The sequence below is a fragment of the Streptomyces sp. NPDC041135 genome (genome assembly GCF_055592085.1).
On sequence record NZ_JBVIYZ010000012.1, the window covers coordinates 39702 to 63570 of the forward strand.

General features: G+C 72.4%; 24 protein-coding genes and 5 tRNA genes. 19 read left to right on the forward strand and 10 right to left on the reverse strand.

The window, feature by feature from the left end:
* Positions 1–64 precede the first annotated feature (64 nt).
* From ACZ6CZ_RS25430 to ACZ6CZ_RS25445, 4 genes are all read right to left on the reverse strand, one after another.
* Complete coding sequence (locus ACZ6CZ_RS25430; RefSeq protein WP_009190815.1) at positions 65–640, reverse strand: GTP-binding protein; 576 nt, start codon at positions 638–640, stop codon at positions 65–67.
* A complete protein-coding gene (locus ACZ6CZ_RS25435; RefSeq protein WP_009190816.1) occupies positions 621–1019 on the reverse strand; it encodes a DUF742 domain-containing protein in 399 nt (132 codons plus the stop codon). The genes ACZ6CZ_RS25430 and ACZ6CZ_RS25435 overlap by 20 nt, the downstream gene beginning before the upstream one ends.
* A gap of 111 nt (positions 1020–1130) precedes the next feature.
* The gene (locus ACZ6CZ_RS25440) at positions 1131–1544 is read right to left on the reverse strand and encodes a roadblock/LC7 domain-containing protein (RefSeq protein ID WP_003973453.1); all 414 of its coding nucleotides are present in this window, start codon (positions 1542–1544) and stop codon (positions 1131–1133) included.
* A gap of 9 nt (positions 1545–1553) precedes the next feature.
* Positions 1554–5378, reverse strand: a complete 3825-nt coding sequence (locus ACZ6CZ_RS25445) for a sensor histidine kinase (RefSeq protein ID WP_469025345.1) — start codon at positions 5376–5378, stop codon at positions 1554–1556.
* A 553-nt stretch (positions 5379–5931) separates the two neighbouring features.
* On the opposite strand from ACZ6CZ_RS25445, the gene ACZ6CZ_RS25450 reads away from it, so the two are divergent.
* The 9 genes from ACZ6CZ_RS25450 (at position 5932) to ACZ6CZ_RS25490 (ending at position 9997) form a co-directional block, all read left to right on the forward strand.
* On the forward strand, positions 5932–6126 hold the full coding sequence (locus tag ACZ6CZ_RS25450; RefSeq protein WP_469025347.1) for a hypothetical protein: 195 nt from the start codon (positions 5932–5934) through the stop codon (positions 6124–6126).
* A gap of 170 nt (positions 6127–6296) precedes the next feature.
* The gene (locus ACZ6CZ_RS25455) at positions 6297–7082 is read left to right on the forward strand and encodes a fumarylacetoacetate hydrolase family protein (RefSeq protein ID WP_469025349.1); all 786 of its coding nucleotides are present in this window, start codon (positions 6297–6299) and stop codon (positions 7080–7082) included.
* Positions 7075–8559 carry a glutamate--tRNA ligase gene (gene gltX, locus ACZ6CZ_RS25460; RefSeq protein WP_469025351.1) on the forward strand — a complete coding sequence of 495 codons (1485 nt, stop codon included), beginning with the start codon at positions 7075–7077 and terminating at the stop codon, positions 8557–8559. Before ACZ6CZ_RS25455 ends, gltX begins: the two co-directional genes overlap by 8 nt.
* Positions 8560–8695: 136 nt before the next feature.
* Positions 8696–9427, forward strand: a complete 732-nt coding sequence (locus ACZ6CZ_RS25465) for an HAD family hydrolase (protein ID WP_469025354.1) — start codon at positions 8696–8698, stop codon at positions 9425–9427.
* Between the two features lie 89 nt (positions 9428–9516).
* Positions 9517–9588 (forward strand) — tRNA-Gln (locus ACZ6CZ_RS25470).
* Between the two features lie 40 nt (positions 9589–9628).
* Positions 9629–9701, forward strand: a tRNA-Glu gene (locus tag ACZ6CZ_RS25475).
* Positions 9702–9730: 29 nt separating this feature from the next.
* Positions 9731–9803, forward strand: a tRNA-Glu gene (locus ACZ6CZ_RS25480).
* Between the two features lie 21 nt (positions 9804–9824).
* Positions 9825–9896, forward strand: a tRNA-Gln gene (locus ACZ6CZ_RS25485).
* Positions 9897–9924: 28 nt separating this feature from the next.
* Positions 9925–9997: transfer RNA gene (locus ACZ6CZ_RS25490), tRNA-Glu, on the forward strand.
* A 169-nt stretch (positions 9998–10166) separates the two neighbouring features.
* On the opposite strand, the gene ndgR is transcribed toward ACZ6CZ_RS25490, so the two are convergent.
* Complete coding sequence (gene ndgR / locus ACZ6CZ_RS25495) at positions 10167–10883, reverse strand: IclR family transcriptional regulator NdgR (RefSeq protein WP_107464591.1); 717 nt, start codon at positions 10881–10883, stop codon at positions 10167–10169.
* A 207-nt stretch (positions 10884–11090) separates the two neighbouring features.
* On the opposite strand from ndgR, the gene leuC reads away from it, so the two are divergent.
* From leuC to ACZ6CZ_RS25515, 4 genes are all read left to right on the forward strand, one after another.
* Complete coding sequence (gene leuC, locus ACZ6CZ_RS25500; protein ID WP_469025357.1) at positions 11091–12521, forward strand: 3-isopropylmalate dehydratase large subunit; 1431 nt, start codon at positions 11091–11093, stop codon at positions 12519–12521.
* Positions 12522–12527: 6 nt separating this feature from the next.
* Positions 12528–13121 carry a 3-isopropylmalate dehydratase small subunit gene (gene leuD / locus ACZ6CZ_RS25505; protein ID WP_469025359.1) on the forward strand — a complete coding sequence of 198 codons (594 nt, stop codon included), beginning with the start codon at positions 12528–12530 and terminating at the stop codon, positions 13119–13121.
* Between the two features lie 286 nt (positions 13122–13407).
* Complete coding sequence (locus ACZ6CZ_RS25510; RefSeq protein WP_469025362.1) at positions 13408–13638, forward strand: SCO5555 family protein; 231 nt, start codon at positions 13408–13410, stop codon at positions 13636–13638.
* A 137-nt stretch (positions 13639–13775) separates the two neighbouring features.
* Positions 13776–14432, forward strand: a complete 657-nt coding sequence (locus ACZ6CZ_RS25515) for an HU family DNA-binding protein (protein WP_469025365.1) — start codon at positions 13776–13778, stop codon at positions 14430–14432.
* Between the two features lie 66 nt (positions 14433–14498).
* Here ACZ6CZ_RS25515 and ACZ6CZ_RS25520 read toward each other — a convergent pair whose 3' ends face one another.
* Positions 14499–14780 (reverse strand): hypothetical protein, encoded by a 282-nt coding sequence (locus ACZ6CZ_RS25520; protein ID WP_469025368.1) that lies wholly within the window; start codon positions 14778–14780, stop codon positions 14499–14501.
* 9 nt (positions 14781–14789) lie between these two features.
* A complete protein-coding gene (gene cofC / locus ACZ6CZ_RS25525) occupies positions 14790–15428 on the reverse strand; it encodes a 2-phospho-L-lactate guanylyltransferase (protein WP_469025370.1) in 639 nt (212 codons plus the stop codon).
* Positions 15429–15594: 166 nt separating this feature from the next.
* On the opposite strand from cofC, the gene ACZ6CZ_RS25530 reads away from it, so the two are divergent.
* The 3 genes from ACZ6CZ_RS25530 to ACZ6CZ_RS25540 all read left to right on the forward strand — a co-directional run bounded on the left by ACZ6CZ_RS25530 (position 15595) and on the right by ACZ6CZ_RS25540 (position 18654).
* Positions 15595–16401, forward strand: coding sequence for a lysophospholipid acyltransferase family protein (locus tag ACZ6CZ_RS25530; protein WP_469025373.1), 807 nt, complete (start codon positions 15595–15597; stop codon positions 16399–16401).
* Positions 16398–17408, forward strand: a complete 1011-nt coding sequence (locus ACZ6CZ_RS25535; protein WP_469025375.1) for an NAD(P)H-dependent glycerol-3-phosphate dehydrogenase — start codon at positions 16398–16400, stop codon at positions 17406–17408. The genes ACZ6CZ_RS25530 and ACZ6CZ_RS25535 overlap by 4 nt, the downstream gene beginning before the upstream one ends.
* A 70-nt stretch (positions 17409–17478) precedes the next feature.
* Positions 17479–18654: a D-alanine--D-alanine ligase family protein gene (locus ACZ6CZ_RS25540; RefSeq protein WP_469025377.1), complete on the forward strand. Its 1176-nt coding sequence runs from the start codon at positions 17479–17481 to the stop codon at positions 18652–18654.
* A gap of 51 nt (positions 18655–18705) precedes the next feature.
* Here the strand turns inward: ACZ6CZ_RS25540 and ACZ6CZ_RS25545 are convergent, their stop codons facing one another.
* Positions 18706–19224, reverse strand: coding sequence for a DUF3515 domain-containing protein (locus ACZ6CZ_RS25545; protein WP_469025380.1), 519 nt, complete (start codon positions 19222–19224; stop codon positions 18706–18708).
* A 20-nt stretch (positions 19225–19244) separates the two neighbouring features.
* Positions 19245–19478, reverse strand: a complete 234-nt coding sequence (locus ACZ6CZ_RS25550; protein ID WP_469025382.1) for an Lrp/AsnC family transcriptional regulator — start codon at positions 19476–19478, stop codon at positions 19245–19247.
* A gap of 280 nt (positions 19479–19758) precedes the next feature.
* On the opposite strand from ACZ6CZ_RS25550, the gene ACZ6CZ_RS25555 reads away from it, so the two are divergent.
* Both ACZ6CZ_RS25555 and thiD read left to right on the forward strand, forming a co-directional pair.
* The gene (locus tag ACZ6CZ_RS25555; RefSeq protein ID WP_469025384.1) at positions 19759–20724 is read left to right on the forward strand and encodes a thiamine-phosphate kinase; all 966 of its coding nucleotides are present in this window, start codon (positions 19759–19761) and stop codon (positions 20722–20724) included.
* Complete coding sequence (thiD, locus tag ACZ6CZ_RS25560; protein WP_469025387.1) at positions 20721–21506, forward strand: bifunctional hydroxymethylpyrimidine kinase/phosphomethylpyrimidine kinase; 786 nt, start codon at positions 20721–20723, stop codon at positions 21504–21506. The genes ACZ6CZ_RS25555 and thiD overlap by 4 nt, the downstream gene beginning before the upstream one ends.
* A gap of 156 nt (positions 21507–21662) precedes the next feature.
* Here thiD and rpmB read toward each other — a convergent pair whose 3' ends face one another.
* Positions 21663–21848, reverse strand: a complete 186-nt coding sequence (rpmB, locus tag ACZ6CZ_RS25565) for a 50S ribosomal protein L28 (protein WP_004924906.1) — start codon at positions 21846–21848, stop codon at positions 21663–21665.
* 257 nt (positions 21849–22105) lie between these two features.
* On the opposite strand from rpmB, the gene ACZ6CZ_RS25570 reads away from it, so the two are divergent.
* Positions 22106–23866 (forward strand): DAK2 domain-containing protein, encoded by a 1761-nt coding sequence (locus ACZ6CZ_RS25570; RefSeq protein WP_469025389.1) that lies wholly within the window; start codon positions 22106–22108, stop codon positions 23864–23866.
* Positions 23867–23869 lie beyond the last annotated feature (3 nt).

The window sequence follows — 23869 nt, forward strand, 5'->3', positions numbered from 1 at the left end:
GTCAAAGGCCACAGCCGGCTCCGATGGGGTTACGACAAGTGCCGTAGGGCACGTCCGGCTTGTACTACCGCAGGCGCGCCATCAGGGCGTGTTCCACCAGCGTGATGAGCGCCGACTTGGCGTCCGCCCGGTGGCGGGCGTCGGTGGTGATGATCGGGGTGTCGGGGCCGATCTGCAGCGCCTCGCGCACCTCGTCCGGCGAGTACGGCTGCTGCCCGTCGAAGCCGTTGAGGGCGATGACGAACGGCAGACCGGAGTTCTCGAAGTAGTCCACCGCCGGGAAGCAGTCGGCCAGCCGGCGGGTGTCCACGAGGACCACCGCGCCGATCGCGCCGCGCACCAGGTCGTCCCACATGAACCAGAAGCGGTCCTGGCCCGGCGTACCGAAGAGGTACAGGATCAGGTCCTGGTCCAGGGTGATACGGCCGAAGTCCATGGCCACCGTGGTGGTGGTCTTGTCCCCGGTGTGGGTCAGGTCGTCGATGCCCGCGCTCGCGGACGTCATCACGGCCTCCGTGCGCAGCGGATTGATCTCGGAGACGGCGCCCACGAACGTGGTCTTGCCCACGCCGAAGCCACCTGCCACCACGATCTTCGCGGAGGTGGTTGCCCGGCCCCCGTCAGAGCTTGCGAAGTCCACTGAGCACCCTTTCGAGCAGCGTCACGTCAGGTGCGCCACCGTTGTTCTCGTCGCCGCCCGGCTGGTGGATGGCGACCAGGCCGGCCTCGGCGAGGTCGGCGACGAGGATCCGGGCCACACCGAGCGGCATGGCCAGCAGCGCCGACACCTCCGCCACCGACTTGACCTCGCGGCACAGGTGGCAGATGCGCTGGTGCTCCGGGAGCAGCCCCATGAGCGCGGCCGGGTCGGCCGTGGTGCTGATCAGTGCCTCGATGGCCAGCTGATAGCGCGGCCGGGTCCGGCCGCCGGTCATCGCGTACGGACGGACCAGCGGCTGGTCGCCCTCGTCCCCGTACGGCTCCGCGTACGGATCATGATGGGCGGTGGGCGGGGTCATGAATCCTCCGGGCGGGACAGCAAGTCGGTCAGTCGTGCCGTCTGACGGGGCCGGTGGGGGGATTGTGGCGGCCGGACGGTGATTTCGTGAGGCGGGTGGTACCGGGGCCGGTCAGTGAAGCAGACTGCCCTGGAGTTCGGCGCGCAGGTCGGGCGTGAGGACCGCCCCTGCGCGGTCGACGAGCAGTGCCATCTCGTAGCCCACGAGGCCGATGTCGCACTCCGGGTGGGCCAGGACCGCGAGGGACGAGCCGTCGGAGACCGACATCAGGAAGAGGAAACCGCGCTCCATCTCGACGACCGTCTGCGCCACGTTGCCGCCCTCGAAGATCCGGGAAGCCCCGGCCGTCAGCGAGGTCAGCCCGGACGCGACGGCCGCCAGCTGGTCGGCGCGGTCCCGCGGGAACCCTTCGGACATGGCCAGCAGCAGGCCGTCGGCGGAGACCACGACGGTGTGGGACACCCCAGGGGTGTTGTCCACGAAGTTGGTGATCAACCAGTTCAGGTTCTGTGCCGCCTGGCTCATCGGACTCAACTAACGCTCCTGCTGGTGAGTGGGGCTCGGGAAGCTGCCGGTCGTGCCGTTGCCGGCCTGGCGACCCTGCGCGATACCCCGACGGAGATTGGTCAGCCGGCCGCGTACGTCGTCAGGCGCACGCGAGACCTGCGGACCCGCTTGGTGCTGTTGCTGCTGCGCCGTGCCCGGCACGAGGTTCGCCCGGGGGACCCGGCGCGGCAGACCGGAGGTGGTGACGCCGCCCGCGGCCGGCTGCCGTACGCGCTCCGCCTGCCGGACGAGTTCGTCGTTCGGGGAGGGGCGCCAGGAGCCGTTGGCGGGACGCTGGGGGGCCGCCGGGGCGGCCGGGGTGGGAGCCTGCGGCTGCTGCGGGGCCGGGGCGGGGCCGTTGTCCGGCTGTCCGTCCTGGCCACCGCGGAACCAGTTGGTCTCCAGGGTGTCGTACAGCGGCGTACGGCCGTCACCGGGACCGGTGGCGGGCGGCAGGGCCTCGGGCTCCTGCCGCGCCGGACGCTGCTGCGGGGCCGGCAGGCGCGGGGCACCGAAGCCGGAGCCCCGGTTGCCGGTCTGCGGCCGCTCGAACTGGCCGGTCTGCTGGGCGGGACCGGGACGGCCCGGCAGCTGGTGCTGTCCGGTGGAACCGCCGTCGTAACCAGCGTCGTACGCCTGCGGGGCGCCGAACTGGCCGGTGGAGGAGCTGTCCTGCGGGCCGCCGGGCGTGCCGAAGACGTCCTGGCGGACGAACGGGTCGCCGGCGTCCTGCGCGGAGTGCGGGGGCCGCTGCTGGTGCTGCTGGTGCTGCGGGGCGTTGGCACCCTGCTGGCCCTGCTGGCCCTGCTGGCCCGGGCGTCCGTCGGCGCCGGGGCGGGCGAACTGGCCGGTGTTATGGGCGTTGTTGTCGAAGCCGTTGTAGTCCGGGCGCGGGAACTCGCCCGTGGCGCCGGGACCGCGCGCGTCGAGCGCCGGGACGACCGGCATCTCGGCCGTCGCGGCGGGACCCTGGCGGTCGTCGACGCGCGGGAGGCGCGAGGTCTGCGCCGGGTCCGGCTCGTCGTGGCCGCGCGGGGTGTCCAGCGAGGCGCGCGACACCGGCGGCCTGCCGCCCTCGTCGCTCCAGCCGGGCGTGCGCGCCTGCGGACCGGCGCCGGGCAGCTCGGCCCGCGGGCCGCCGCGCGGCGGCAGCTGGGGCTGACGGCCCTGGTTCTGACCCTGGTCCTGGCCCTGGTCGGCGCCGTTGCGTCCGCGCCGCGGCGGGACCGGGTTGCCCCGGCCGCCGAAGGCGTCCTGCTGCGGCGCGCCGGTGCCCGCGGCCTGAAGGCCCTGCGGAGCGGCGGGTGCCTGGCCGCCGAAGCCGCCGGCACCCGCGCCGGCCGGCGCGGGCCGGCCCTGCTGCGGGGCGGGACCCTGCGGACCGCGAGCGCCGCCGGGCGCGCCGGGACGGCCGCCCTGGCCGGTACCGGGCAGCGCGGCCCGGGGACCCTGGCCGGCGCCGACCTGGCCGCGTGCGCCGGGACCGGCACCGAGGCGTGCGCCACCGGCCGGACCGCCGGCGCCGGGCGAGCCCGCGCCGAGCGGACCGCCGCTGCCGCGACGGGCGGCGGCCGCACCGGCGGCGGCCTGCGCCGCGGCCGGACCACCACTCGGCGCGGGGGCGCCGGGCTTGCCCGGAGCGGGCTTCTTGCCGCCCTGGGCGACGTCGACGGGGAGCATGACCAGCGCGGTCGTACCACCGGAGTCGGAGGGGCGCAGCTGGATGCGGATGCCGTGGCGCTGCGACAGCCGGCCGACCACGAACAGACCCATGCGGCGGGAGACCGACACGTCCACGGTGGGCGGCGAGGCGAGGCGTTCGTTGATCGCCGCGAGGTCCTCGGGGGAGAGGCCGATACCGGTGTCGTGGATCTCGATCAGCACGCGGCCGTCGGGCAGGGCGTGACCGGTGACCTTGACCTTGGTCTGCGGGGAGGAGAACGAGGTGGCGTTCTCCAGCAGCTCGGCGAGCAGGTGGACGAGGTCGTTGACCACCCGGCCGGCCACTTCTGTGGTCGGCACGGAGGCCAGTTCGATGCGCTCGTACTGCTCCACCTCGGACGCGGCGGCGCGCAGCACGTCGACCAGCGGGACCGGACGGGTCCAGCGGCGGCCGGGCTCCTCACCGGCGAGGACGAGGAGGTTCTCACCGTTACGGCGCATACGGGTCGCGAGGTGGTCGAGCTTGAACAGCGAGGACAGCTGGTCCGGGTCGGCCTCGCGGGACTCCAGCTCGGAGATCAGCGACAGCTGGCGCTGGATCAGACCCTGGGAGCGGCGCGAGAGGTTGGTGAACATCGCGTTGACGTTGCCCCGCAGCAGGGCCTGCTCGGCGGCGAGGCGGACCGCCTCGCGGTGCACGTCGTCGAAGGCCGCGGCCACCTGGCCGATCTCGTCCCGGGAGTGCACACCGACCGACTCCACGGACGTGTCGACGTCCTGCGGGTCGGACTCGGACAGCTGCTTGACCAGCTCGGGCAGCCGGTCCTGGGCGACCTTGGTGGCGGTCTCCTGGAGCCGGCGCAGCGAGCGGATCATGGAGCGGGCCACCACGAAGGCGCCGACCAGGGAGACGCCGAGCACCAGCAGGATCAGCGCACCGGAGATGATCGCCTCGCGCTCGGAGGCGGAGCGCAGCTCGCGGGCCTTCTGCTCCATGTCCTCGAGCAGCGTGTGCTCGATCTTCTTCATCTGCTCGATCTTCGTCGAGCTGTCGTCGACCCAGTCGCGGTAGGAGCGGTCCGGCAGCCCGTCCAGGCCCTCCTTGGAGCCGAGGGCGCGCTTGGCGTAGGTGTCCGCGGACTCGATCGTCGGGTTGCCCTCGTCGATCGGCTTCAGCAGCTTCTCGGCGTCCTGGTCGGCGTAGATCTTGCGGAAGATCGTCAGCTCCGAGCCCTCGCTCTCGTACGCCGACTCGGCGTAGAGGCGGTCGTTCTCGGAGAGCTTGCCGGAGACCTTGTTGGTGTCCGGCAGGGCCGCCGCGAGGACGGCGCGCTGCACGGAGGCGTACTCCTTGGCGGTGGAGAAGGCCGCCAGGGCGCGGGTGCGCTGGATCATCTCCGGGTTGCTGGAGGCCTCGGCCATGTCCTGGGAGAGGCCGATGAGCTGGTTGATCAGCCGGTGGTAGGCCTCGACCGTCTGCGTCGAGTTGTCCTTCGACTGGTAGGCCACCCGGCGGATCTTGGCGAGGTTGTCCAGCTGTCCGGCGAGGCCGACGAGGCTGTCACGGACACCCTGGAGGTTGCCGTCCTTGCTCGCCGCGTCGATCTCCTCGGACGCGTCGAGGAAGTTGTTCTTCGCCCGGTCCGTCTTGTCCTGGTAGCCCTTGACGGTGAAGTTGTTCACCGTCAGGCCGTGCGCCAGCGGGCCGGCGGACTGGTCGCGCTCGTCCTGGAGCGCCTGGGCCAGTTCGGTGGCCTGCTTGGTCATGTCCGTCAGCAGCTTCATGTTGTCGAGCTGCTGGATGTCGTCCATGGACTGGTTGATGCGCAGCGCGCCCAGCGAGGTGGCCGCGACCACGGGGAGCGCGAGCAGCGACACCAGGCGCGTGGAGATGCGCCAGTTGCGCAGCGCCACGCGCGAGCCGGGGCCGGTCCTGGCCGGCTTGGCGGGCTTCACGGGCGGCGTGGGGTTCGCCGGTCCCGCGGACGCCGGCGCGCTGTGGCGCCCGGAGCGCTCACCGCCGTCGCCGGACGGGCCCGGGCCCGGGTTCTGGGCGTGCTGGGGCGAGGAGCTGACGGCCATGGGGCCAGTCCCGCCGTGCGGCTCCGGCTCCGCCGAAGCGCTGCCATCCCTCTTGAAACGTCCCTGCACTAGCGTCGCAACCTCTGGACCAGGCGCCCCTCCGGATGAACGGAGAGACACGGTGTCGGCGTTGTAGGGAGCGTCCTGAATACGCCCCCCGGGTGGTCGTGAGTGACCGGCTGGCTCCCCCTGTCCCGCCGCCACATCGGCGCTGCACGTCGCGCCCCCTGTGCGCCGGCCAGATCCTGCGGCGGTCCGTGGAATTCCAGCACAGTGCCGGATCTCCAACAAGGGCCGCGGACCGAGCTGTGACCTCCGTGACTGGTTGTGAGTGCCGGGTCACCGGACGTGGGGGCCGTTTCCTGCCATAACGGACGTATCCCTGCGGGTCGCCACGGTGCGGGCGGTGTCCCAGTCGCCATGATCAGCAGCGGAATGGGGGCTTCAGGGGCGGGATGTCCGTTTCGCGGGGGTGGGATGCGAGCCGGAATTGACCGATTTGCCGTAACGCTCGTGAGCAAACTCACACGCGGATCATGAGCACTTCACGTCGTCGGCGGGGAAGCCGATGTTTAGCCTGACGCTTTACAGAGGCCCCTACTACGACAAGGTCCGTACACCCGTGAAGACGACGATGCTGTTCCGCACCATAGCCAACCCGCGGCGCACGACTCTGGCGCACCTCGACGGCGCCGACGACCTGCACACCCCGGAGCAGCCGGAGCACTCCGTCGACCTGCCGGCCCAGACGGCCAACCCCCGGCGCACGGTGCTGATGGAGATGCCCGCCGCGGCGCAGGTGCCGGCCGGCGCGTAACGCGGCCCCCGCGGCAGTGCCGGCGTGACCCGTTCCGGCACTCCGCCCTCACCCCTCACCCACCACGCCACGCGCGCGGGTGCGCGGGCCGCCGGCCGACCGCCGGGCGGTGCGAGCGGTTAACCTGGGGCGTCAGTCCGCCGGTTCTCAGTGAGGGGCGCAAGCATCCCGTGCGCATCGCCAGGTTCTCCATCGACGGGAACGTCGCCTTCGGCGCTGTCGAGGGCGACAAGCAGGACGAACTCGTCCTCGACATCATCAAGGGCATCCCGTTCGCGGACTTCGAGCTGTCCGGTACGAAGGTGCCGCTGAGCAAGGTCAGGCTGCTCCCGCCGGTGCTGCCCAACAAGGTCGTGGCGTTCGGCCGCAACTACGCCGAGCACGCGCGTGAGCTGGGCAACGAGGTGCCCGAGGCCCCGTTCGCCTTCCTCAAGCCGTCCACCTCGGTGATCGGCTCCGGCGACGACATCCAGTACCCGTCCTTCTCCCAGGAGCTGCACCACGAGGCCGAGCTGGCCGTGGTCATCGGCCGCCTGTGCCGCGAGGTGCCCCGCGAGCGCGTCAAGGACGTCGTCCTCGGCTACACCTGCGCCAACGACGTCACCGCCCGGGACGTGCAGCGCCGCGAGAAGCAGTGGGCCCGGGCCAAGGGCTTCGACACCTCCTGCCCGCTCGGCCCCTGGGTGGAGACGGACCTGGACCTCGCCCGCGCCAACGACCTGACCGTCCAGCTCACCGTCAACGGCGAACAGCGCCAGCTGGGCCGCACCAGCGAGATGATCCACAGCATCGAGGACCTGGTCGTCAACATCTCCGAGGCGATGACCCTGCTCCCCGGTGACGTGATCCTCACCGGCACCCCGGCGGGCGTCGGCCCCCTGCACGTCGGCGACGAGGTCGCCGTCACCATCGAAGGCATCGGCACTCTCACCAACAAGGTTGTCAAGCGTGGCTAGCGCACCCGCCTCCCCTGTACGCGTCCGTTTCTGTCCCTCGCCGACCGGCAACCCCCACGTGGGCCTGGTCCGCACCGCCCTGTTCAACTGGGCGTTCGCCCGGCACCACCAGGGCACCCTGGTGTTCCGCATCGAGGACACCGACGCGGCCCGCGACTCGGAGGAGTCCTACGGCCAGCTGCTCGACGCGATGCGCTGGCTGGGCTTCGACTGGGACGAGGGCCCCGAGACGGGCGGCCCGCACGCGCCGTACCGCCAGTCGCAGCGCATGGACCTCTACGCCGACGTCGCGCGCAAGCTGCTCGACGCCGGTCACGCCTACCACTGCTACTGCTCCCAGGAGGAGCTGGACACCCGCCGCGAGGCCGCCCGTGCGGCCGGCCGGCCCTCGGGCTACGACGGGCACTGCCGCGACCTGAGCGCCGAGCAGATCGAGCGGTACCAGGCCCAGGGCCGGGCCCCGATCGTCCGCTTCCGGATGCCCGACGAGGCGATCACCTTCACCGACCTGGTCCGCGGCGAGCTGACCTTCACCCCGGAGAACGTGCCGGACTACGGCATCGTCCGCGCCAACGGCGCCCCGCTGTACACGCTGGTCAACCCGGTCGACGACGCCCTGATGGAGATCACCCACGTCCTGCGCGGCGAGGACCTGCTCTCCTCCACCCCCCGCCAGATCGCCCTGTACCGGGCGCTCATCGAGCTGGGCATCGCCCAGGGGATCCCGCACTTCGGGCACCTGCCGTACGTGATGGGCGAGGGCAACAAGAAGCTCTCCAAGCGCGACCCGCAGGCGTCGCTCAACCTCTACCGCGAGCGCGGCTTCCTGCCGGAGGGCCTGCTCAACTACCTCTCCCTGCTCGGCTGGTCGCTCTCGGCCGACCGGGACATCTTCACCGTGGACGAGCTGGTCGCGGCCTTCGACATCAAGGACGTCAACCCCAACCCGGCCCGCTTCGACCTGAAGAAGTGCGAGGCGATCAACGCCGACCACATCCGCATGCTCGACGTGAAGGAGTTCACCGAGCGCTGCCGCCCGTGGCTGAAGGCCCCGTTCGCCACCTGGGCGCCGGAGGACTTCGACGAGGCCCGGTGGCAGGCGGTCGCGCCGCACGCCCAGACCCGGGTGAAGGTGCTGTCGGAGATCACCGACAACGTCGACTTCCTTTTCCTGCCCGAGCCGGTCTTCGACGAGGCGAGCTGGGCCAAGGCGATGAAGGAGGGCAGCGACGCCCTGCTGCGCACCGCCCGCGAGAAGCTCCAGGCGGCCGACTGGAACTCCGCCGAGTCGCTGAAGGAGGCCGTCCTGGCCGCCGGTGAGGCGCACGGCCTCAAGCTCGGCAAGGCCCAGGCCCCCGTCCGCGTCGCCGTCACCGGCCGCACGGTCGGCCTGCCCCTCTTCGAGTCCCTCGAGGTGCTGGGCGAGGAGAAGACGCTATCCCGCATCGACGCGGCGCTGGCGAGGCTCGCGGCCTGAAGCCGGCCGGCGGCGTATCCGCGTGAAGGGGCGGCACCCGGGGTCCGGGTGCCGCCCCTTCACGCGTCCCCGCCCGCCCGGCGCGGACCCCGCCGATCGCCGGACGCGTGCCCGGGCGCCGGGTTACCGTCGGCCCATGACCATCCGCGCTGTGATCTGGGACGTGGACGACACCCTCTTCGACTACACGAGCGCCGACCGGCGGGGCATGCGCGACCACCTCGCGGCCGAGGGGCTGCTCGCCGGGTATCCGACCGCCGAGGCGGCGCTCGTGCGGTGGCGGCAGATCACCGACCAGCAGTGGGCGCGGTACGCGGCGGGGGAGACGTCCTTCCAGGGGCAGCGCCGGGACCGGGTGCGGGTGTTCCTGGGCGAGGAACTGACCGACGACGGGGCCGACGCCTGGTTCCAGCGGTACGTCACGCACTACGAGGCCGCCTGGAGCCTGTTCCCGGACGTGCTGCCCGCCCTGGACGCCCTCGCCGCGAGCCACCGGCACGCGGTGCTGTCCAACTCCAGCCTCACCGTCCAGGAGCCCAAGCTGCGCGCCCTCGGCGTCCGCGACCGCTTCGAGGCCGTCCTGTGCGCCGCCGAACTGGGCGTCTCCAAGCCGGACGCCGGGGCGTTCCTGGCGGCCTGCGAGGCGCTGGCACTGCCGCCGCACGAGGTGGCGTACGTGGGCGACCACCCGGAGATCGACGGGCGGGGCGCGGCGGAGGCCGGGCTGCTGTCGGTGTGGATCGACCGCGGCGGGCCCACCGCGGCCGGCCCCGAGGTGCTCACGCGGCACCGGATCTCCAGCCTCGCCGAACTCCCCGCGATCGTCCGCGCCGATACCCGTTTTGGAGCCCCGTCCACCTTCGGGTAATGTTCTTCCTGCGCCGCAGGGAGCGGGCCGGAAGGCCGGAACCCGAGGCGCACTACTAGAACAAGATCCCTCCGGGGCTTGCGTTCCAGTGGCCTATGGTGTAATTGGCAGCACGACTGATTCTGGTTCAGTTAGTCTTGGTTCGAGTCCAGGTAGGCCAGCTCGCAGAGCTCATCTGCACACCGCGGATCACATCCGCAAGCCCCCGTTGTGTAGCGGCCTAGCACGCTGCCCTCTCAAGGCAGTAGCGCCGGTTCGAATCCGGTCGGGGGTACTGATCTCGATCAACTCGGGATCACAAGGGCCCCCGTTGTGTAGCGGCCTAGCACGCCGCCCTCTCAAGGCGGTAGCGCCGGTTCGAATCCGGTCGGGGGTACTGTCTGGTCTAAACCATCATTGGTCTATGGTGTAATTGGCAGCACGACTGATTCTGGTTCAGTTAGTCTTGGTTCGAGTCCAGGTAGACCAGCTCGGATCTGCGGAAACGTAAGATCCTCGCCCCCGTTGTGTAGCGGCCTAGCACGCCGCCCTCTCAAGGCGGTAGCGCCGGTTCGAATCCGGTCGGGGGTACGCAGTCCGATGGGCCTCCACTTCGGTGGGGGCCCATCGGCGTGTCCGGACCCGGACGCGGTGAGGCACCGGGGCGCGGGACGGACGGGGGCACGGGGCGGACGGGTGCCGTACGCGTCCTCCGGGCCGGCCGCGGCGTTGAGGCGGACCCGGAGGACGGCAGCGGCGGTCAGCCGGAGCGGCGCAGGGCCTCGGACAGGCGGGAGGCCGCGTCGATGACCGCCTGGGCGTGCATCCGGCCCGGGTGCCGGGTCAGGCGCTCGATGGGGCCGGACACCGACACGGCGGCCACCACGCGGTTCGACGGCCCGCGCACGGGCGCGGAGACGGACGCCACGCCCGGCTCCCGCTCGCCGATGGACTGGGCCCAGCCGCGCCGCCGTACGCCCGACAGGGCCGTCGCCGTGAAGCGGGCGCCCTGGAGGCCGCGGTGCAGCCGCTCCGGCTCCTCCCAGGCCATCAGGATCTGCGCCGATGAGCCCGCCTTCATGGTCAGCGTGGAGCCGACCGGGACGGTGTCGCGCAGACCCGACAGCCGCTCCGCCGCCGCCACGCAGATCCGCATGTCGCCCTGGCGCCGGTAGAGCTGCGCGCTCTCACCGGTGACGTCCCGCAGATGCGTGAGCACCGGGCCGGCGGTGGCCAGCAGGCGGTCCTCGCCCGCCGCGGCGGCCAGCTCGGCCAGGCGCGGCCCGAGGATGAACCGGCCCTGCATGTCGCGTGCCACCATGCGGTGGTGTTCCAGAGCCACGGCCAGCCGGTGGGCCGTGGGTCGTGCCAGTCCGGTGGCCCCGACCAGACCCGCGAGGGTGGCCGGACCGGACTCCAGGGCGCTGAGGACAAGGGCCGCCTTGTCCAGCACGCCGACGCCGCTACTGTTGTCCATGCAACGATACTCACGTCTCACTCTGTGAAACGCAAGTTCAATTTTCCGTGGAACGCGCCACCCTGGAATCACACACAGCGGCCCGTGGACCAAAGGGCCTGGCGGCGGACGCCCGCTTCAGGGGCAGCGAACCCGGAGAACCGGGGGGCGCCGTCTCCCAAGATCTCTAGTTGGGCCGGTGGACGATCGCCGGCCGAAGGGAAAGCGATGGGTAGGACACTCGCGGAGAAGGTCTGGGACGACCACGTCGTCCGGCGCGCCGAGGGCGAGCCCGACCTCCTCTTCATCGATCTGCACCTGCTGCACGAGGTGACCAGCCCGCAGGCCTTCGACGGGCTGCGCAAGAGCGGCCGCCCCGTGCGCCGCCTGGACCTCACCATCGCGACCGAGGACCACAACACCCCGACCCTCGACATCGACAAGCCCATCGCCGACCCGGTCTCCCGGGCCCAGCTGGAGACGCTGCGCAAGAACTGCGCCGAGTTCGGCGTGCGCCTGCACCCGCTCGGCGACATCGAGCAGGGCGTGGTGCACGTGGTCGGCCCGCAGCTGGGTCTGACCCAGCCCGGCACCACCGTCGTCTGCGGCGACTCGCACACCTCCACGCACGGCGCCTTCGGCGCGCTGGCGTTCGGCATCGGCACCTCCCAGGTGGAGCACGTGCTCGCCACCCAGACGCTGCCGATGGCCCGCCCGAAGACCATGGCGATCACGGTCGAGGGCGAGCTGCCCGACGGCGTCACCGCCAAGGACCTGATCCTGGCGATCATCGCGCGGATCGGCACCGGCGGCGGCCAGGGCTACGTCCTGGAGTACCGCGGCTCCGCCATCGAGCAGCTCTCGATGGAGGCCCGGATGACCATCTGCAACATGTCGATCGAGGCCGGCGCCCGCGCGGGCATGATCGCCCCCGACGAGACCACCTTCGCCTACCTCAAGGGCCGCCCGCACGCCCCCGAGGGCGCCGACTGGGACGCCGCGGTGGAGTACTGGAAGACCCTGCGCACCGACGACGACGCGGTCTTCGACGCCGAGGTGGTCATCGACGCCGCCGAGCTGTCGCCGTTCGTCACCTGGGGCACCAACCCCGGCCAGGGCGCACCGCTTTCGGCGGCCGTCCCCGACCCCGCTTCGTACGAAGACGCCTCGGAGCGCTTCGCCGCGGAAAAGGCCCTGGAGTACATGGGGTTGGAGGCCGGGCAGCCGCTGCGCTCCATCACCGTGGACACCGTCTTCGTAGGCTCCTGCACCAACGGCCGCATCGAGGATCTGCGGGCCGCCGCCGACATCCTGCGGGAGCGCAAAGTCGCCGAGGGCGTACGGATGCTGGTCGTCCCCGGCTCCGCGCGCGTGGGTCTGCAGGCCGTCTCCGAGGGCCTGGACGTGGTCTTCAAGGAGGCCGGCGCCGAATGGCGGCACGCGGGCTGCTCGATGTGCCTGGGCATGAACCCCGACCAGCTGGCCCCCGGCGAGCGCTCGGCGTCCACCTCCAACCGCAACTTCGAGGGCCGGCAGGGCAAGGGCGGCCGTACGCACCTGGTGTCGCCGCAGGTCGCGGCCGCTACGGCGGTCCTGGGTCACCTCGCGTCCCCCGCCGACCTGTCCGACGCCGACACCCGTACGCCCGCTGGAGTCTGAGAAGTCATGGAAGCATTCACCAAGCACACCGGCCGGGCCGTCCCGCTGCGCCGCAGCAACGTCGACACCGACCAGATCATCCCTGCTCACTGGCTCAAGAAGGTCACCCGGGACGGGTTCGAGGACGGGCTCTTCGAGGCCTGGCGCAAGGACGCGGACTTCGTCCTCAACCGCCCCGAGCGCCAGGGCGCCACGGTCCTGGTGGCCGGACCCGACTTCGGCACCGGCTCGTCGCGCGAGCACGCCGTCTGGGCGCTGCAGAACTACGGCTTCAAGACGGTGATCTCCTCCCGCTTCGCCGACATCTTCCGGGGCAACTCGCTGAAGAACGGCCTGCTCACCGTGGTGCTGGAGCAGAAGATCGTGGACGCGCTGTGGGAGCTGACCGAACAGGACCCGACGGCCGAGGTCACGGTGGACCTCGAGGCGCGTGAGGTGCGCGCCGAGGGCCTGACCGCCTCCTTCGAGCTGGACGAGAACGCCCGCTGGCGGCTGCTGAACGGCCTGGACGACATCTCGATCACGCTGCAGAACGAGCCCGACATCGCGGCCTACGAGGCCGGGCGCCCGTCCTTCAAGCCGCGGACGCTCCCGGTCTGATCCGGCGCCCCGCCGGCACCGGCGCCGACAACTGAACAGGTCGACTTTCGGCCACCGCAACACCCCGCCTGTACCCCCGATCGCCACGATTGGGGGTACAGGCGTGTCTGCACCCGAACGGCCCCGCACACACCGCCCAGGCCGCCCAATTCCCCAGGTTGAGCGGGTGGTTGGCCGGGTAGACGGCCTCGCGGAGGACGGCCCGCCGGAGCGCCGGGAAGGCCGTTGGAGGCGGCAGTTGCCCCCTGCGCAGGCGACAACTCGCCCCAGATGGCACAATCTGTGCATGGACCACGACGGCCAACTCCCGCTCTATACGGCAGTCGCGGACCTGTTGAAGGAAGCGCACACAACAGTGCGCGCACTGCAAGTCCCGGAGGGCGTACGGATGGCGCTGACCCGGAAGCTGCTGGTCATTACGGCCGCGGCCAAGCACGATCTCGCCGACGCGGCAAGGCGGCTCGAACGGTTCATGGCGGACCTCGACGCGGGTCGGGCTCCCGAGGACGACCTCTGAGCACGTCCGGGACGGCCGAGTCCGTTGCGGCACAAGGGTGATAAGCCCGTTTCGTGTTTGATTTGCGGTATATATCTGCCTAACGTGCGAAAAAGCTTGAACACTTTCGTTCTGGCGATGTCTCCGAAGGGGAAGACGTGAACAAGGCGCAGCTCGTAGAAGCGATTGCCGACAAGATGGGCGGCCGCCAGCAGGCCGCCGATGCTGTCGACGCGGTCCTGGACGCCATCGTCCGCGCGGTCGTCGCAGGTGACCGGGTCTCGGTCACCGGCTTCGGGTCCTTCGAGAAGGTGGACCGCCCCGCCCGTTACGCCCGCAACCCGCAGACGGGCGAGCGGGTTCGGGTCAAGAAGACGTCTGTGCCGCGCTTCCGGGCTGGTCAGGGCTTCAAGGACCTGGTCAGCGGGTCGAAGAAGCTCCCGCGCGGCGGCGAGGTCGCCGTCAAGAAGGCCCCCAAGGGCAGCCTGTCCGGTCCGCCCGCCACCATCGCCAAGGCCGCCGGCAAGAAGGCCGCCACCAAGAAGGCCACGGGCGCCGCGAAGAAGACCACCGCCGCCTCCGCCGCGAAGAAGACGACGGCGAAGAAGACCACGCCCGCCGCCAAGAAGACCACGGCGAAGAAGTCGCCCGCCAAGACGACGACCGCCGCCGCGAAGAAGACCACGGCCAAGGCCACCGCCAAGAAGACGACGGCCAAGAAGGCCCCGGCGAAGAAGGTCACCGCCAAGAAGGCCCCGGCCAAGAAGTCGGCGGCCCGCAAGACCACCGCCAAGAAGGCCACCACCGCCCGCTAGCCGCACAGGGCACCAGTGACTCACGCGCCGGGCCGGGCTCCACCGGGGAGCCCGGCCCGCGGCGTCTCAGAACGTCTGCAGGGTCACCAGCGTGATCCGCAGACCGGCCCCGCCGCCCGCCGCCTCCGCGGACCGCGGCGCCGCCTCGGACCCCACCGGCCCCTGCGGCCCCACCTGCCCCGCAGGCCGCGCCGGTTCGGTCTCGATCCGCACCCGCTGCCCCGGCCGCAGCAGCCGGAGCCCGCCCGCGTCGAACGCCGCCGCGTCGAAGGGCACCGGGGTGCCGTCGTCGAGCAGCACCTGCCCGCTGCGGGTACCGGGGTCGTACGTGTAGGCGGTGGCGTGCATGGCCGCAGCCTACTGCCCGGGGATCAGCAGCCGCGCGGCCGCCGCCGCGGTGCGCGGACCCACGCCGAGCGCCAGCGCCGCCCGCAGATCGGCGCCCGTGTCGACGTCCTGGCGTACCGAGTCCACCGCGCCGAGCCCGAGTTCCACGGCTCCTGACGCCCGGTGGCGGGCCCGGGAACCGATGCCGAAAGCGGGGCCCAATTCCGCGCCCGGGGACGCGGCCAGCACCGTGGTGCCGACCGCGGCCGCGTCCGCGAGAAAAGCGCGCGGGAATTGCCCGGCCGTTTCCAGTACCCGGGACAATTCCGCCGGGCGAAGGGCCGGCAGATCCGCGTTCAGGGCCGCCACCGCCGAGCCGGGACACCCGGCCCGCACCACGCCCGCCCCGTGGCGCAGGGCGGCGTTCAGACCGCCGGCCGGCGTGTCCGGCTCGATCCGGGCACCGAGGGCGGCCAGCTCCCGGCCCGCGAGCGCGTCGTCCGTGACGACCACCACACCGGCGACCGCCTCGCAGGCCAGCGCCGCCGCCACCGTGTCCTGGGCGAACGCGAGGGCCAGTCCCGGGCGCAGCCCGTCGGCGGCGGTGTCCGCCAGCCTGCTCTTGGCCCGCGCCAGGGGCTTGAGCGGTATGACCAAGGTCCACTGCACCGGCGTACCGTCCCTCTCGTGTCCCGCACATTGTCCCCCGGCCCTTCCGGCGGGCCGGGCGGCGGGGCGTACGGTGTTCTCGACAGACCGGCGGCCTGGGGCGACACTTGTGCGGCCCCCCGGCCCCTGGTGGAAAGCCCTAGAGGCCCTGCAGGAAGGTGTCCGCGTGCCCCGCCCCAGAATCGGCTTCTGGTACCGCTTCGCAGCGGTCCTCTGCAAACCGCCGCTGGTGGTTCTGATCAAGCGGGACTGGCGCGGAATGGAGCACATTCCGGCCGAGGGCGGTTTTATCACCGCGGTGAACCACAATTCCCACGTGGACCCCTTCGCATACGCGCACTATCAGTACAACACCGGTCGAGTTCCGCGATTCCTGGCGAAGAGCGGGCTTTTCGGAAAGGGATTCGTCGGCGCCGCGATGCGCGGCACCGGACAGATCCCGGTGTACCGCGAGTCCACCGACGCGCTCAGTGCCTTCCGGGCCGCCATCGACGCCGTGCGGCGCGGCGAGTGCGTCGCCTTCTACCCCGAGGGCACCCTCACCCGCGACCCGGACGGCTGGCCCATGACCGGCAAGACCGGCGCCGCCCGCGTGGCCCTCGAGACCAAGTGCCCGGTCATCCCGGTCGCCCAGTGGGGCGCCAACGAACTGCTGCCGCCGTACGCCAGGAAGCCCAGCCTGCTGCCGCGCAAGACCCACCACGTCCTCGCGGGCCCGCCGGTGGACCTGACGCGCTTCTACGACAGGGAGATGACCCCGGAACTCCTCAAGGAGGCCACCGAGGTGATCATGGAGGCGGTCACCCGCCAGCTCGAGGTGATCCGCGGCGAGAAGGCGCCCGCGACGCGCTACGACCCGCGCCGGGAGCGGATCGAGCAGCGCCGCAGGACGCGCGCGCAGACCGAGCGGGACCGCGCGCAGACCGAGCGGGACCGCGCGCAGGCCGGTCGGGAAACGGAGAGCGGCACGTGAGCAAGCCTGCCAAGGCAGCGGTCTTCAGCGCCGGTTCGTGGGGCACGGCCTTCGGGATGGTGCTCGCCGACGCGGGGTGCGAGGTCACCCTGTGGGCCCGCCGCCCCGAGGTCGCCGAGGCGATCAACGCCACCCGCCTCAACCCCGACTACCTGCCGGGCGTCGAGCTGCCGGAGAACCTCCGGGCCACCACCGACCCCGCCGAGGCCGCCGCCGGCGCCGACTTCACGGTCCTGTCGGTGCCCTCCCAGACCCTGCGCGCCAACCTCGCGCAATGGACGCCGCTGCTCGCCCCGGACACCGTCCTGGTCTCGCTGATGAAGGGCGTCGAACTCGGCTCCGCCATGCGGATGAGCGAGGTCGTCGAGGACGTCGCGGGGGTCGGCCGGGACCGGATCGCCGTGGTCAGCGGGCCCAACCTCGCCCGGGAGATCGCCGCCCGGATGCCGGCCGCCGCCGTGGTCGCCTGCACCGACGAGGCGGTCGGACGGCGGTTGCAGACCGCCTGCCACACCCCGTACTTCCGCCCGTACACGATCACCGACGTCGTCGGCTGCGAACTCGGCGGCGCCGTCAAGAACGTCATCGGCCTCGCCGTCGGCATCGCGGACGGCATGGGCCTCGGCGACAACGCCAAGGGCTCCCTCATCACCCGCGGCCTCGCCGAGACCGCCCGGCTCGGCGCCGCGCTCGGGGCCGACCCGATGACCTTCGCCGGCCTCGCGGGCCTGGGCGACCTGGTGGCCACCTGCTCCTCGCCGCTGTCGCGCAACCACACCTTCGGCACCAACCTCGGCAAGGGCATGACCCTCCAGGAGACCATCGCCGTCACCCGGCAGACCGCCGAGGGCGTCAAGTCCTGCGAGTCGGTGCTGGATCTGGCGCGGCGGCACGGCGTCGACATGCCGATCACCGAGATGGTCGTCGGCATCGTGCACGAGGGCAAGCCGCCGGTGGTCGCCCTCAAGGAGCTGATGTCGCGCAGCGCGAAGCCGGAACGACACTGAGCGACAGCCCCCGTTCGGCGGCCCGCCGACGCTGTCTCCCGGCCCTGCCACCAGGTACTCTCATCGCGATATGAGCACCGAGAACCTCCCCCAGAGCCCTGAGCAGCCGTCACGCAAGCCGCGCGTGGCCGTCGTGTTCGGCGGCCGCAGCTCCGAACACGGGATCTCCGTGGTCACCGCCGGCGCCGTACTCAAGGCCATCGACCGGACCAAGTACGACGTCCTGCCGATCGGCATCACGCGGGACGGCCGCTGGGCGCTCACCGCCGACGAGCCGGAGCGGATGGCCATCACCGACCGCCGTACGCCCAGCGTCGACGAACTCGCCGAGTCCGACGAGGGCGGCGTGGTGCTCCCCGTCGACCCGGCCAGCCGCGAGGTCGTCTACAGCGAGCCGGGCTGCGTGCCCAAGGCGCTCGGCGAGGTCGACGTGGTCTTCCCGGTGCTGCACGGCCCCTACGGCGAGGACGGCACCCTCCAGGGCCTGCTGGAGCTGTCCGGGGTGCCGTACGTGGGCTCGGGCGTGCTCGCCTCGGCCGTCGGCCAGGACAAGGAGTACATGAAGCGGGTGTTCACCTCCTTCGGGCTCACCGTCGGCCCGTACGTGGTGATCCGGCCCCGCGAGTGGGAGCAGGCCGGCCCCGGCGGCGACCTGGGCGCCGCCGCCCGCAAGAAGATCGTCGACTTCGCCGGCGAGCACGGCTGGCCGCTGTTCGTGAAGCCCGCGCGCGCCGGCTCCTCGATCGGCATCACCAAGGTCGACGACCTCTCCGGCCTCGACGAGGCGATCGCCGAGGCCCGGCTGCACGACCCGAAGATCCTGGTGGAGGCCGCGCTGCGCGGCCGCGAGATCGAGTGCGGCGTCCTGGAGTTCGAGGACGGCCCGCGGGCCTCCGTACCGGCCGAGATCCCGCCGCCGGACGCCCACGCGTACTACGACTTCGAGGCCAAGTACATCGACTCCACGCCCGGCATCGTCCCGGCCCCGCTCACCGACGAGGAGAGCGCCGAGGTGCGGCGGCTGGCCGTGCGGGCCTTCGACGCCGCCTCCTGCGAGGGACTGGTCCGCGCGGACTTCTTCCTCACCGAGGACGGCGAGTTCGTGATCAACGAGATCAACACGATGCCCGGCTTCACCCCCATCTCGATGTACCCGCAGATGTGGCAGGCCGAGGGCATCGGCTACGCCGAGCTGGTGGACCTCCTGCTCCAGGCGGCGCTGCGCCGCTCCACCGGGCTGCGCTGACCCCGCCGGAGTGCTCCGGCCCCGGCGGGCCGCGCCGGTCCGCCGCGTGCGTCAGGTCATGGAGGCGGTCCCCACCGGGACCGCCTTCTTCACGCAGGCCGCGAGGCCGGTGAGGACCGCGGTGCCCTCGTCCTCGGGGGACATCCCCGCGGGCAGGGTCACCTGCACGTAGGCCAGCCGGTTGGCCGTGGTGAACCGCCAGGTGCCGTCGCCCTGCTTCTCCATCAGCCAGTCCACGCCGTTCACCCCGCCCGCCAGGACGTCGCGGTAGGCGCCCTCGGCCACCTTGGGGTCGATCATCTTCGGCGGCCGTACGACACCGCAGCGCAGTATGATCGCCGGGCTTCCCCAGCCCGCCGTGTAGCGGGACGGGGGCCCGGGGTCGTCGCGGTCCCGCCCGGCCAGCTTCTTCGGCAGCGCCGTGTCCAGGTCCCGGCAGACCGGGGCCGTCCTGGCGTCGGGGCGGGGAACCGCGACCGTGTCGCTGTCGTCTGCTGAGGAGCAGCCCGCGACCGCGATCAGCAGGGCCAGCGCGGGCAGGGCGGGGAGCCGGAGGGACGAGGAGTTCACCGGCCAAGGGTAGACGGGGGCTACAGATGCACCACCGGGCAGGTCAGGGTGCGCGTGATGCCGTCCACTTGCTGGACCTTCGCGACCACCATCCGACCGAGGTCGTCGACGGTGTCGGCCTGGGCGCGCACGATGACGTCGTACGGTCCCGTCACGTCCTCGGCCTGGATCACACCAGGGATCGTGCCGATCGTCTCGGCGACGGTCGACGCCTTGCCGACCTCCGTCTGGATCAGGATGTACGCCTGTACCACGGAACCTCCAGGGCGGCCACGAGGATCATGTGGGGAAAAGGAACGCCACGGTATCGCGTCGCCGCTCGTCACGGGGAGACCCGGGGACAGCGGGCTTGCGCGCCAGGGTGCGGGAACGACGGAAGTTGACGGTCCGCCCGCCGGTCTCCTCGACGGTAGCGGGGGCGAGGATGATGCGCGAGCAGGGCGGGCGAGCCGGGCGGCGCGCGGGCACGGACAGGCACGGACAGGCACGGACAGGCACGGACAGGCACGGACAGGCACAGAAGGGGCTTGAGCAATGAAGGGCACTGTGGGTGAGCTAGGTGAGTTCGGGCTCATCAGGGAGCTGACCTCCCGTCTCACCACCACCCCGGCGGTCCGGGTCGGCCCCGGCGACGACGCCGCGGTGGTCGCCGCACCCGACCGCAGGGTCGTGGCGAGCACCGACATCCTGCTGGAGGGGCGGCACTTCCGCCGCGACTGGTCCACGGCCTACGACGTGGGCCGCAAGGCGGCCGCGCAGAACCTCGCGGACATCGCCGCCATGGGCGCCGTACCGACCGCGCTGCTGCTCGGCCTGGTCGTCCCGGCCGAACTGCCGGTCACCTGGCCGAGCGAGCTGATGGACGGCCTGCGCGACGAGTGCCAGGTCGCGGGCGCCTCGGTGGTCGGCGGCGACGTGGTGCGCGGCGACACGATCATGGTGTCGATCACCGCGCTGGGCGATCTGCGCAACCAGGAGCCGGTGACCCGGGGCGGGGCCCAGCCCGGCGACCTGGTGGCGGTCACGGGCTGGCTGGGCTGGTCGGCGGCCGGGTACGCGGTGCTCTCCCGCGGCTTCCGCTCACCGCGCGCCTTCGTGGAGGCCCACCGGCGCCCCGAACCGCCGTACCACGCCGGTCCGGCGGCCGCCGGGCTGGGCGCGACGGCCATGTGCGACGTGAGCGACGGGCTGATCGCCGACCTCGGGCACATCGCGGAGGCCAGCAAGGTCCGCATCGACGTCCGCTCCGGCGCCATCGACATCCCCTCGCAGATGAACGACATCGGGCAGGCCGTCGGCGTCGACCCGCTGCAATGGGTGCTGACCGGGGGCGAGGACCACGCGATCGTGGCCACGTTCCCGCCGGACGTGAAGCTGCCCGCCCGCTGGAAGGTGATCGGCGAGGTCCTCAACCCCTCGGCGCTGCCCCAGGTGACGGTCGACGGGGCGCCGTGGACCAGCAAGGGCGGCTGGGACCACTTCGGGGACATCGAGTCGTGATCCCCAGGGTGCTCACGGTGGCGGGCTCCGACTCCGGCGGCGGCGCCGGGGTCCAGGCCGACCTCAAGACGATGCTGGCGCTCGGGGTGCACGGGATGAGCGTGATCACGGCCGTGACCGCGCAGAACTCCCTCGGCGTGCAGGGCGTCTGGGAGCTGCCGGCGCAGGCGGTGCGCGCCCAGTACCGCAGCGTCGTCGACGACATCGGCGTACAGGCCGTCAAGACCGGCATGCTCGCCTCGGCCGCACTGGTCGAGGAGGTCGCCGGCCTGCTGGCCGGGACGGACGCGCCGGCGGTCGTGGACCCGGTGGGCGTCTCCAAGCACGGGGACCCGCTGCTGGCGGCCTCCGCGCTGGAGGCGGTGCGCACGGTGCTGCTGCCGGTGGCGACCGTGGCCACGCCCAACCTCGACGAAGTGGCGCAGCTCACCGGGGTGCGGGTGGAGACGGAGGACGATCTGCGGCGGGCCGCCGAAGCCGTGCTGGCCCACGGCCCGCGGTGGGTGCTGATCAAGGGCGGCCATCTGCCCGGCGACGCCGTGGACCTGCTGACGGACGGCTCCGCCGAGCACCGGCTGCGGGCGCCCCGGCGCGACAACCGGCACACGCACGGCACGGGGTGCACGCTGGCCTCGGCGATCGCGGCGGGGCTGGCGCGGGGGCTGCCCGTGCCGGAGGCGGTGGCGGCGGCCAAGCGCTACGTCACCGGGGCGATCGAGGCGGGCTTCGCACTCGGCGCGGGCATCGGACCGGTGGACCACGGGTGGCGCCTGCGCAGCTGACCGCGGGGCGCCGTGGGACACGCCTCGGGGACGCTCACCTCGGGGACGTTCACCTCGCGGACGCGCACCTCGGGGAACGGCAAAAAGCCGGCCCACCCTGAGGTGGACCGGCTCCGTGCAGCGAACCAGGCAGTGGCCGCGCGCTCAGCTGTAGCGTCAGCGCGAGACCTTGCCGGCCTTGATGCACGAGGTGCAAGCGTTCACGCGCTTCGGCGTCCCGCCGACCACGGTACGCACGCGCTGGATGTTCGGGTTCCAGCGGCGGGGCGTACGGCGGTGCGAATGCGAGATGTTGTTGCCGAAGCCCGGGCCCTTGCCGCAGACGTCGCAGTTGGCAGCCACGGGTCACTCCAAAGACTTCAGATGCTCTTACGGTTGATCCCGGCATGCCGGGATCGAGATCAGAACAAGAGATCTTGAGTGGCGCTGCCAGGGGGAATGGCCCGATCGGATCGGGCAACCGGAGCAGCATACAACGACTGCGTCCGGACAACGAAACTACCATGGCAGCTCAGGCCCCCGTCCCGGCCCTCTTCCGGCGCGCACCGATCCGGGGTCTACGCTGCGTCCCACGTCCGACAGCACCCAGGGAGGCGCAGGTGCCGCAGGTGCCGCCGACATTCTTCGACGCCCTCGCGGTGCGCACCTGGTGCGGACTGTCGCTGCGGGCGCTGGGGCGGGCGCGCGAGGAGATCGACGCGATCAACGTCTACCCGGTGGCGGACGGCGACACGGGCACGAACCTGTACCTGACCGTGGAGTCCGCGGCCACGGCCGTGGAGGCGGTGTTCGCCGGGCACGCGGCCGGACCGGGGGAGGGCGGTGACCCCTCGCTGGCCGACGCCGTGCGCGCGATGGCGCACGGGGCGCTCATCGGGGCCCGGGGCAACTCCGGGACGATCCTCGCGCAGCTGCTGCGCGGCATGGCCCAGGTCCTCGCCGAGGACGGGCGCACCCACGCCGACGGCAGCGGACTGCGGCGGGCCCTGCGCCGGGCCGCCGACTCCGCCCGCCGGGCCGTGGCCCACCCGGTCGACGGCACGGTGCTGTCGGTCGCCTCGGCCGCCGCCGACGCCGCCGAGGGGGCCGGGGACGACTGCGCGGCGGTGGCGCGCGCGGCTCACGCGGGGGCCTGCGTGGCGCTGGCGGCCACTCCGGGGCAGCTGGCCGTCCTGCGGCGGGCCGGGGTGGTCGACGCCGGGGGCCGGGGGCTGGTGGCGGTGCTGGGGGCCCTGGTGGAGGCGTGCACGGGGGAGGCGGTGCGGGAGGCAGAACCGGGCGCGGGGTCCGGTGCGCGGGGGCGGTCCGTGCCCGGCGACGAGGGCGCGCAGGCCGCCGCCGACGCCCACGCGCGCGTGGGGACGGCCTGCGAGGCCGTGACCGTCTCGGAAGCGGCACCCGCCGCCGCGACGGCGCCCTGCCCCGAGGAGACCGGCGGCGGCCCCGCCTTCGAGGTCATCTACCTGCTGGAGGCCGACGACACCGCCGTGGCCCGGCTGCGGGCGCGGCTCGACGCCCTCGGGGACTCACTGGTCGTGGTCGGCGGCGACGGCCTGTGGAACGTCCACGTGCACGTCGACGACGCCGGCGCCGCCGTGGAGGCGGGCGTGGAGGCGGGCCGGCCGTACCGCATCCGGATCACCCACTTCGGGCAGGGCGACGTGCACACCGGTGGCGAGCGGCCGCCCCGGGAACCCGTCCAGCGCGCCGTCGTCGCCGTCGTACCCGGCGAGGGGCTGGCCGGGCTGTACGGCGAGGCGGGCGCGACCACCGTCCTCGCGCGCCCCGGGGAGCCGCCCGCCAGCGGTGAGCTGGTGCAGGCCGTGCGGCGGGCCCACGCGCGCGAGGTCGTGCTGCTGCCCAACGACGCCGAGCTGCGGCACACGGCGGCCGCAGCGGCCGAGCAGGCCCGCGTCGAGGGCATCCGCGTCGCCCTCATCCCCACCCGCTCCGCGGTCCAGGGCATCGCCGCCCTCGCGGTGCACGAGCCGGAGCGCCGCTTCGACGAGGACGTCGTGCAGATGACCTCGGCGGCGGGCGCCACCCGCTACGCCGAGGTGGTCGTCGCCGAACGCGAGTCCTGGACGATGGCCGGGATCTGCCAGGCCGGTGACGTCCTCGGCCTGATCGACGGCGACGTGGCGGTGATCGGCTCGGACGTCACCGCCACCGCCGAGACCGTGCTGGACCGCATGCTCCAGGCGGGCGGCGAGCTGGTCACCCTCGTCCTGGGCGACGGCGCCCCGCAGTCCGTCGCCGAGCGCCTGGAGGCACGCGTGCGCGAGTCCTACCTGGCCGTCGACACCGTGGTGTACCGGGGCGGCCGGCAGGGAGCGCCGCTCCTCATCGGCGTGGAGTGAGCG

Bases quoted from the DNA above. Each gene is read 5' to 3' on its own strand.
- ACZ6CZ_RS25435 (WP_009190816.1), bottom strand. From the start codon at position 1,019: ATGACCCCGCCCACCGCCCATCATGATCCGTACGCGGAGCCGTACGGG.
- ACZ6CZ_RS25440 (WP_003973453.1), bottom strand. From the start codon at position 1,544: ATGAGCCAGGCGGCACAGAACCTGAACTGGTTGATCACCAACTTCGTG.
- ACZ6CZ_RS25465 (WP_469025354.1), top strand. From the start codon at position 8,696: ATGACCATCCGCGCTGTGATCTGGGACGTGGACGACACCCTCTTCGAC.
- ndgR (WP_107464591.1), bottom strand. From the start codon at position 10,883: ATGGACAACAGTAGCGGCGTCGGCGTGCTGGACAAGGCGGCCCTTGTC.
- leuC (WP_469025357.1), top strand. From the start codon at position 11,091: ATGGGTAGGACACTCGCGGAGAAGGTCTGGGACGACCACGTCGTCCGG.
- leuD (WP_469025359.1), top strand. From the start codon at position 12,528: ATGGAAGCATTCACCAAGCACACCGGCCGGGCCGTCCCGCTGCGCCGC.
- ACZ6CZ_RS25510 (WP_469025362.1), top strand. From the start codon at position 13,408: ATGGACCACGACGGCCAACTCCCGCTCTATACGGCAGTCGCGGACCTG.
- ACZ6CZ_RS25520 (WP_469025368.1), bottom strand. From the start codon at position 14,780: ATGCACGCCACCGCCTACACGTACGACCCCGGTACCCGCAGCGGGCAG.
- ACZ6CZ_RS25540 (WP_469025377.1), top strand. From the start codon at position 17,479: ATGAGCACCGAGAACCTCCCCCAGAGCCCTGAGCAGCCGTCACGCAAG.
- ACZ6CZ_RS25555 (WP_469025384.1), top strand. From the start codon at position 19,759: ATGAAGGGCACTGTGGGTGAGCTAGGTGAGTTCGGGCTCATCAGGGAG.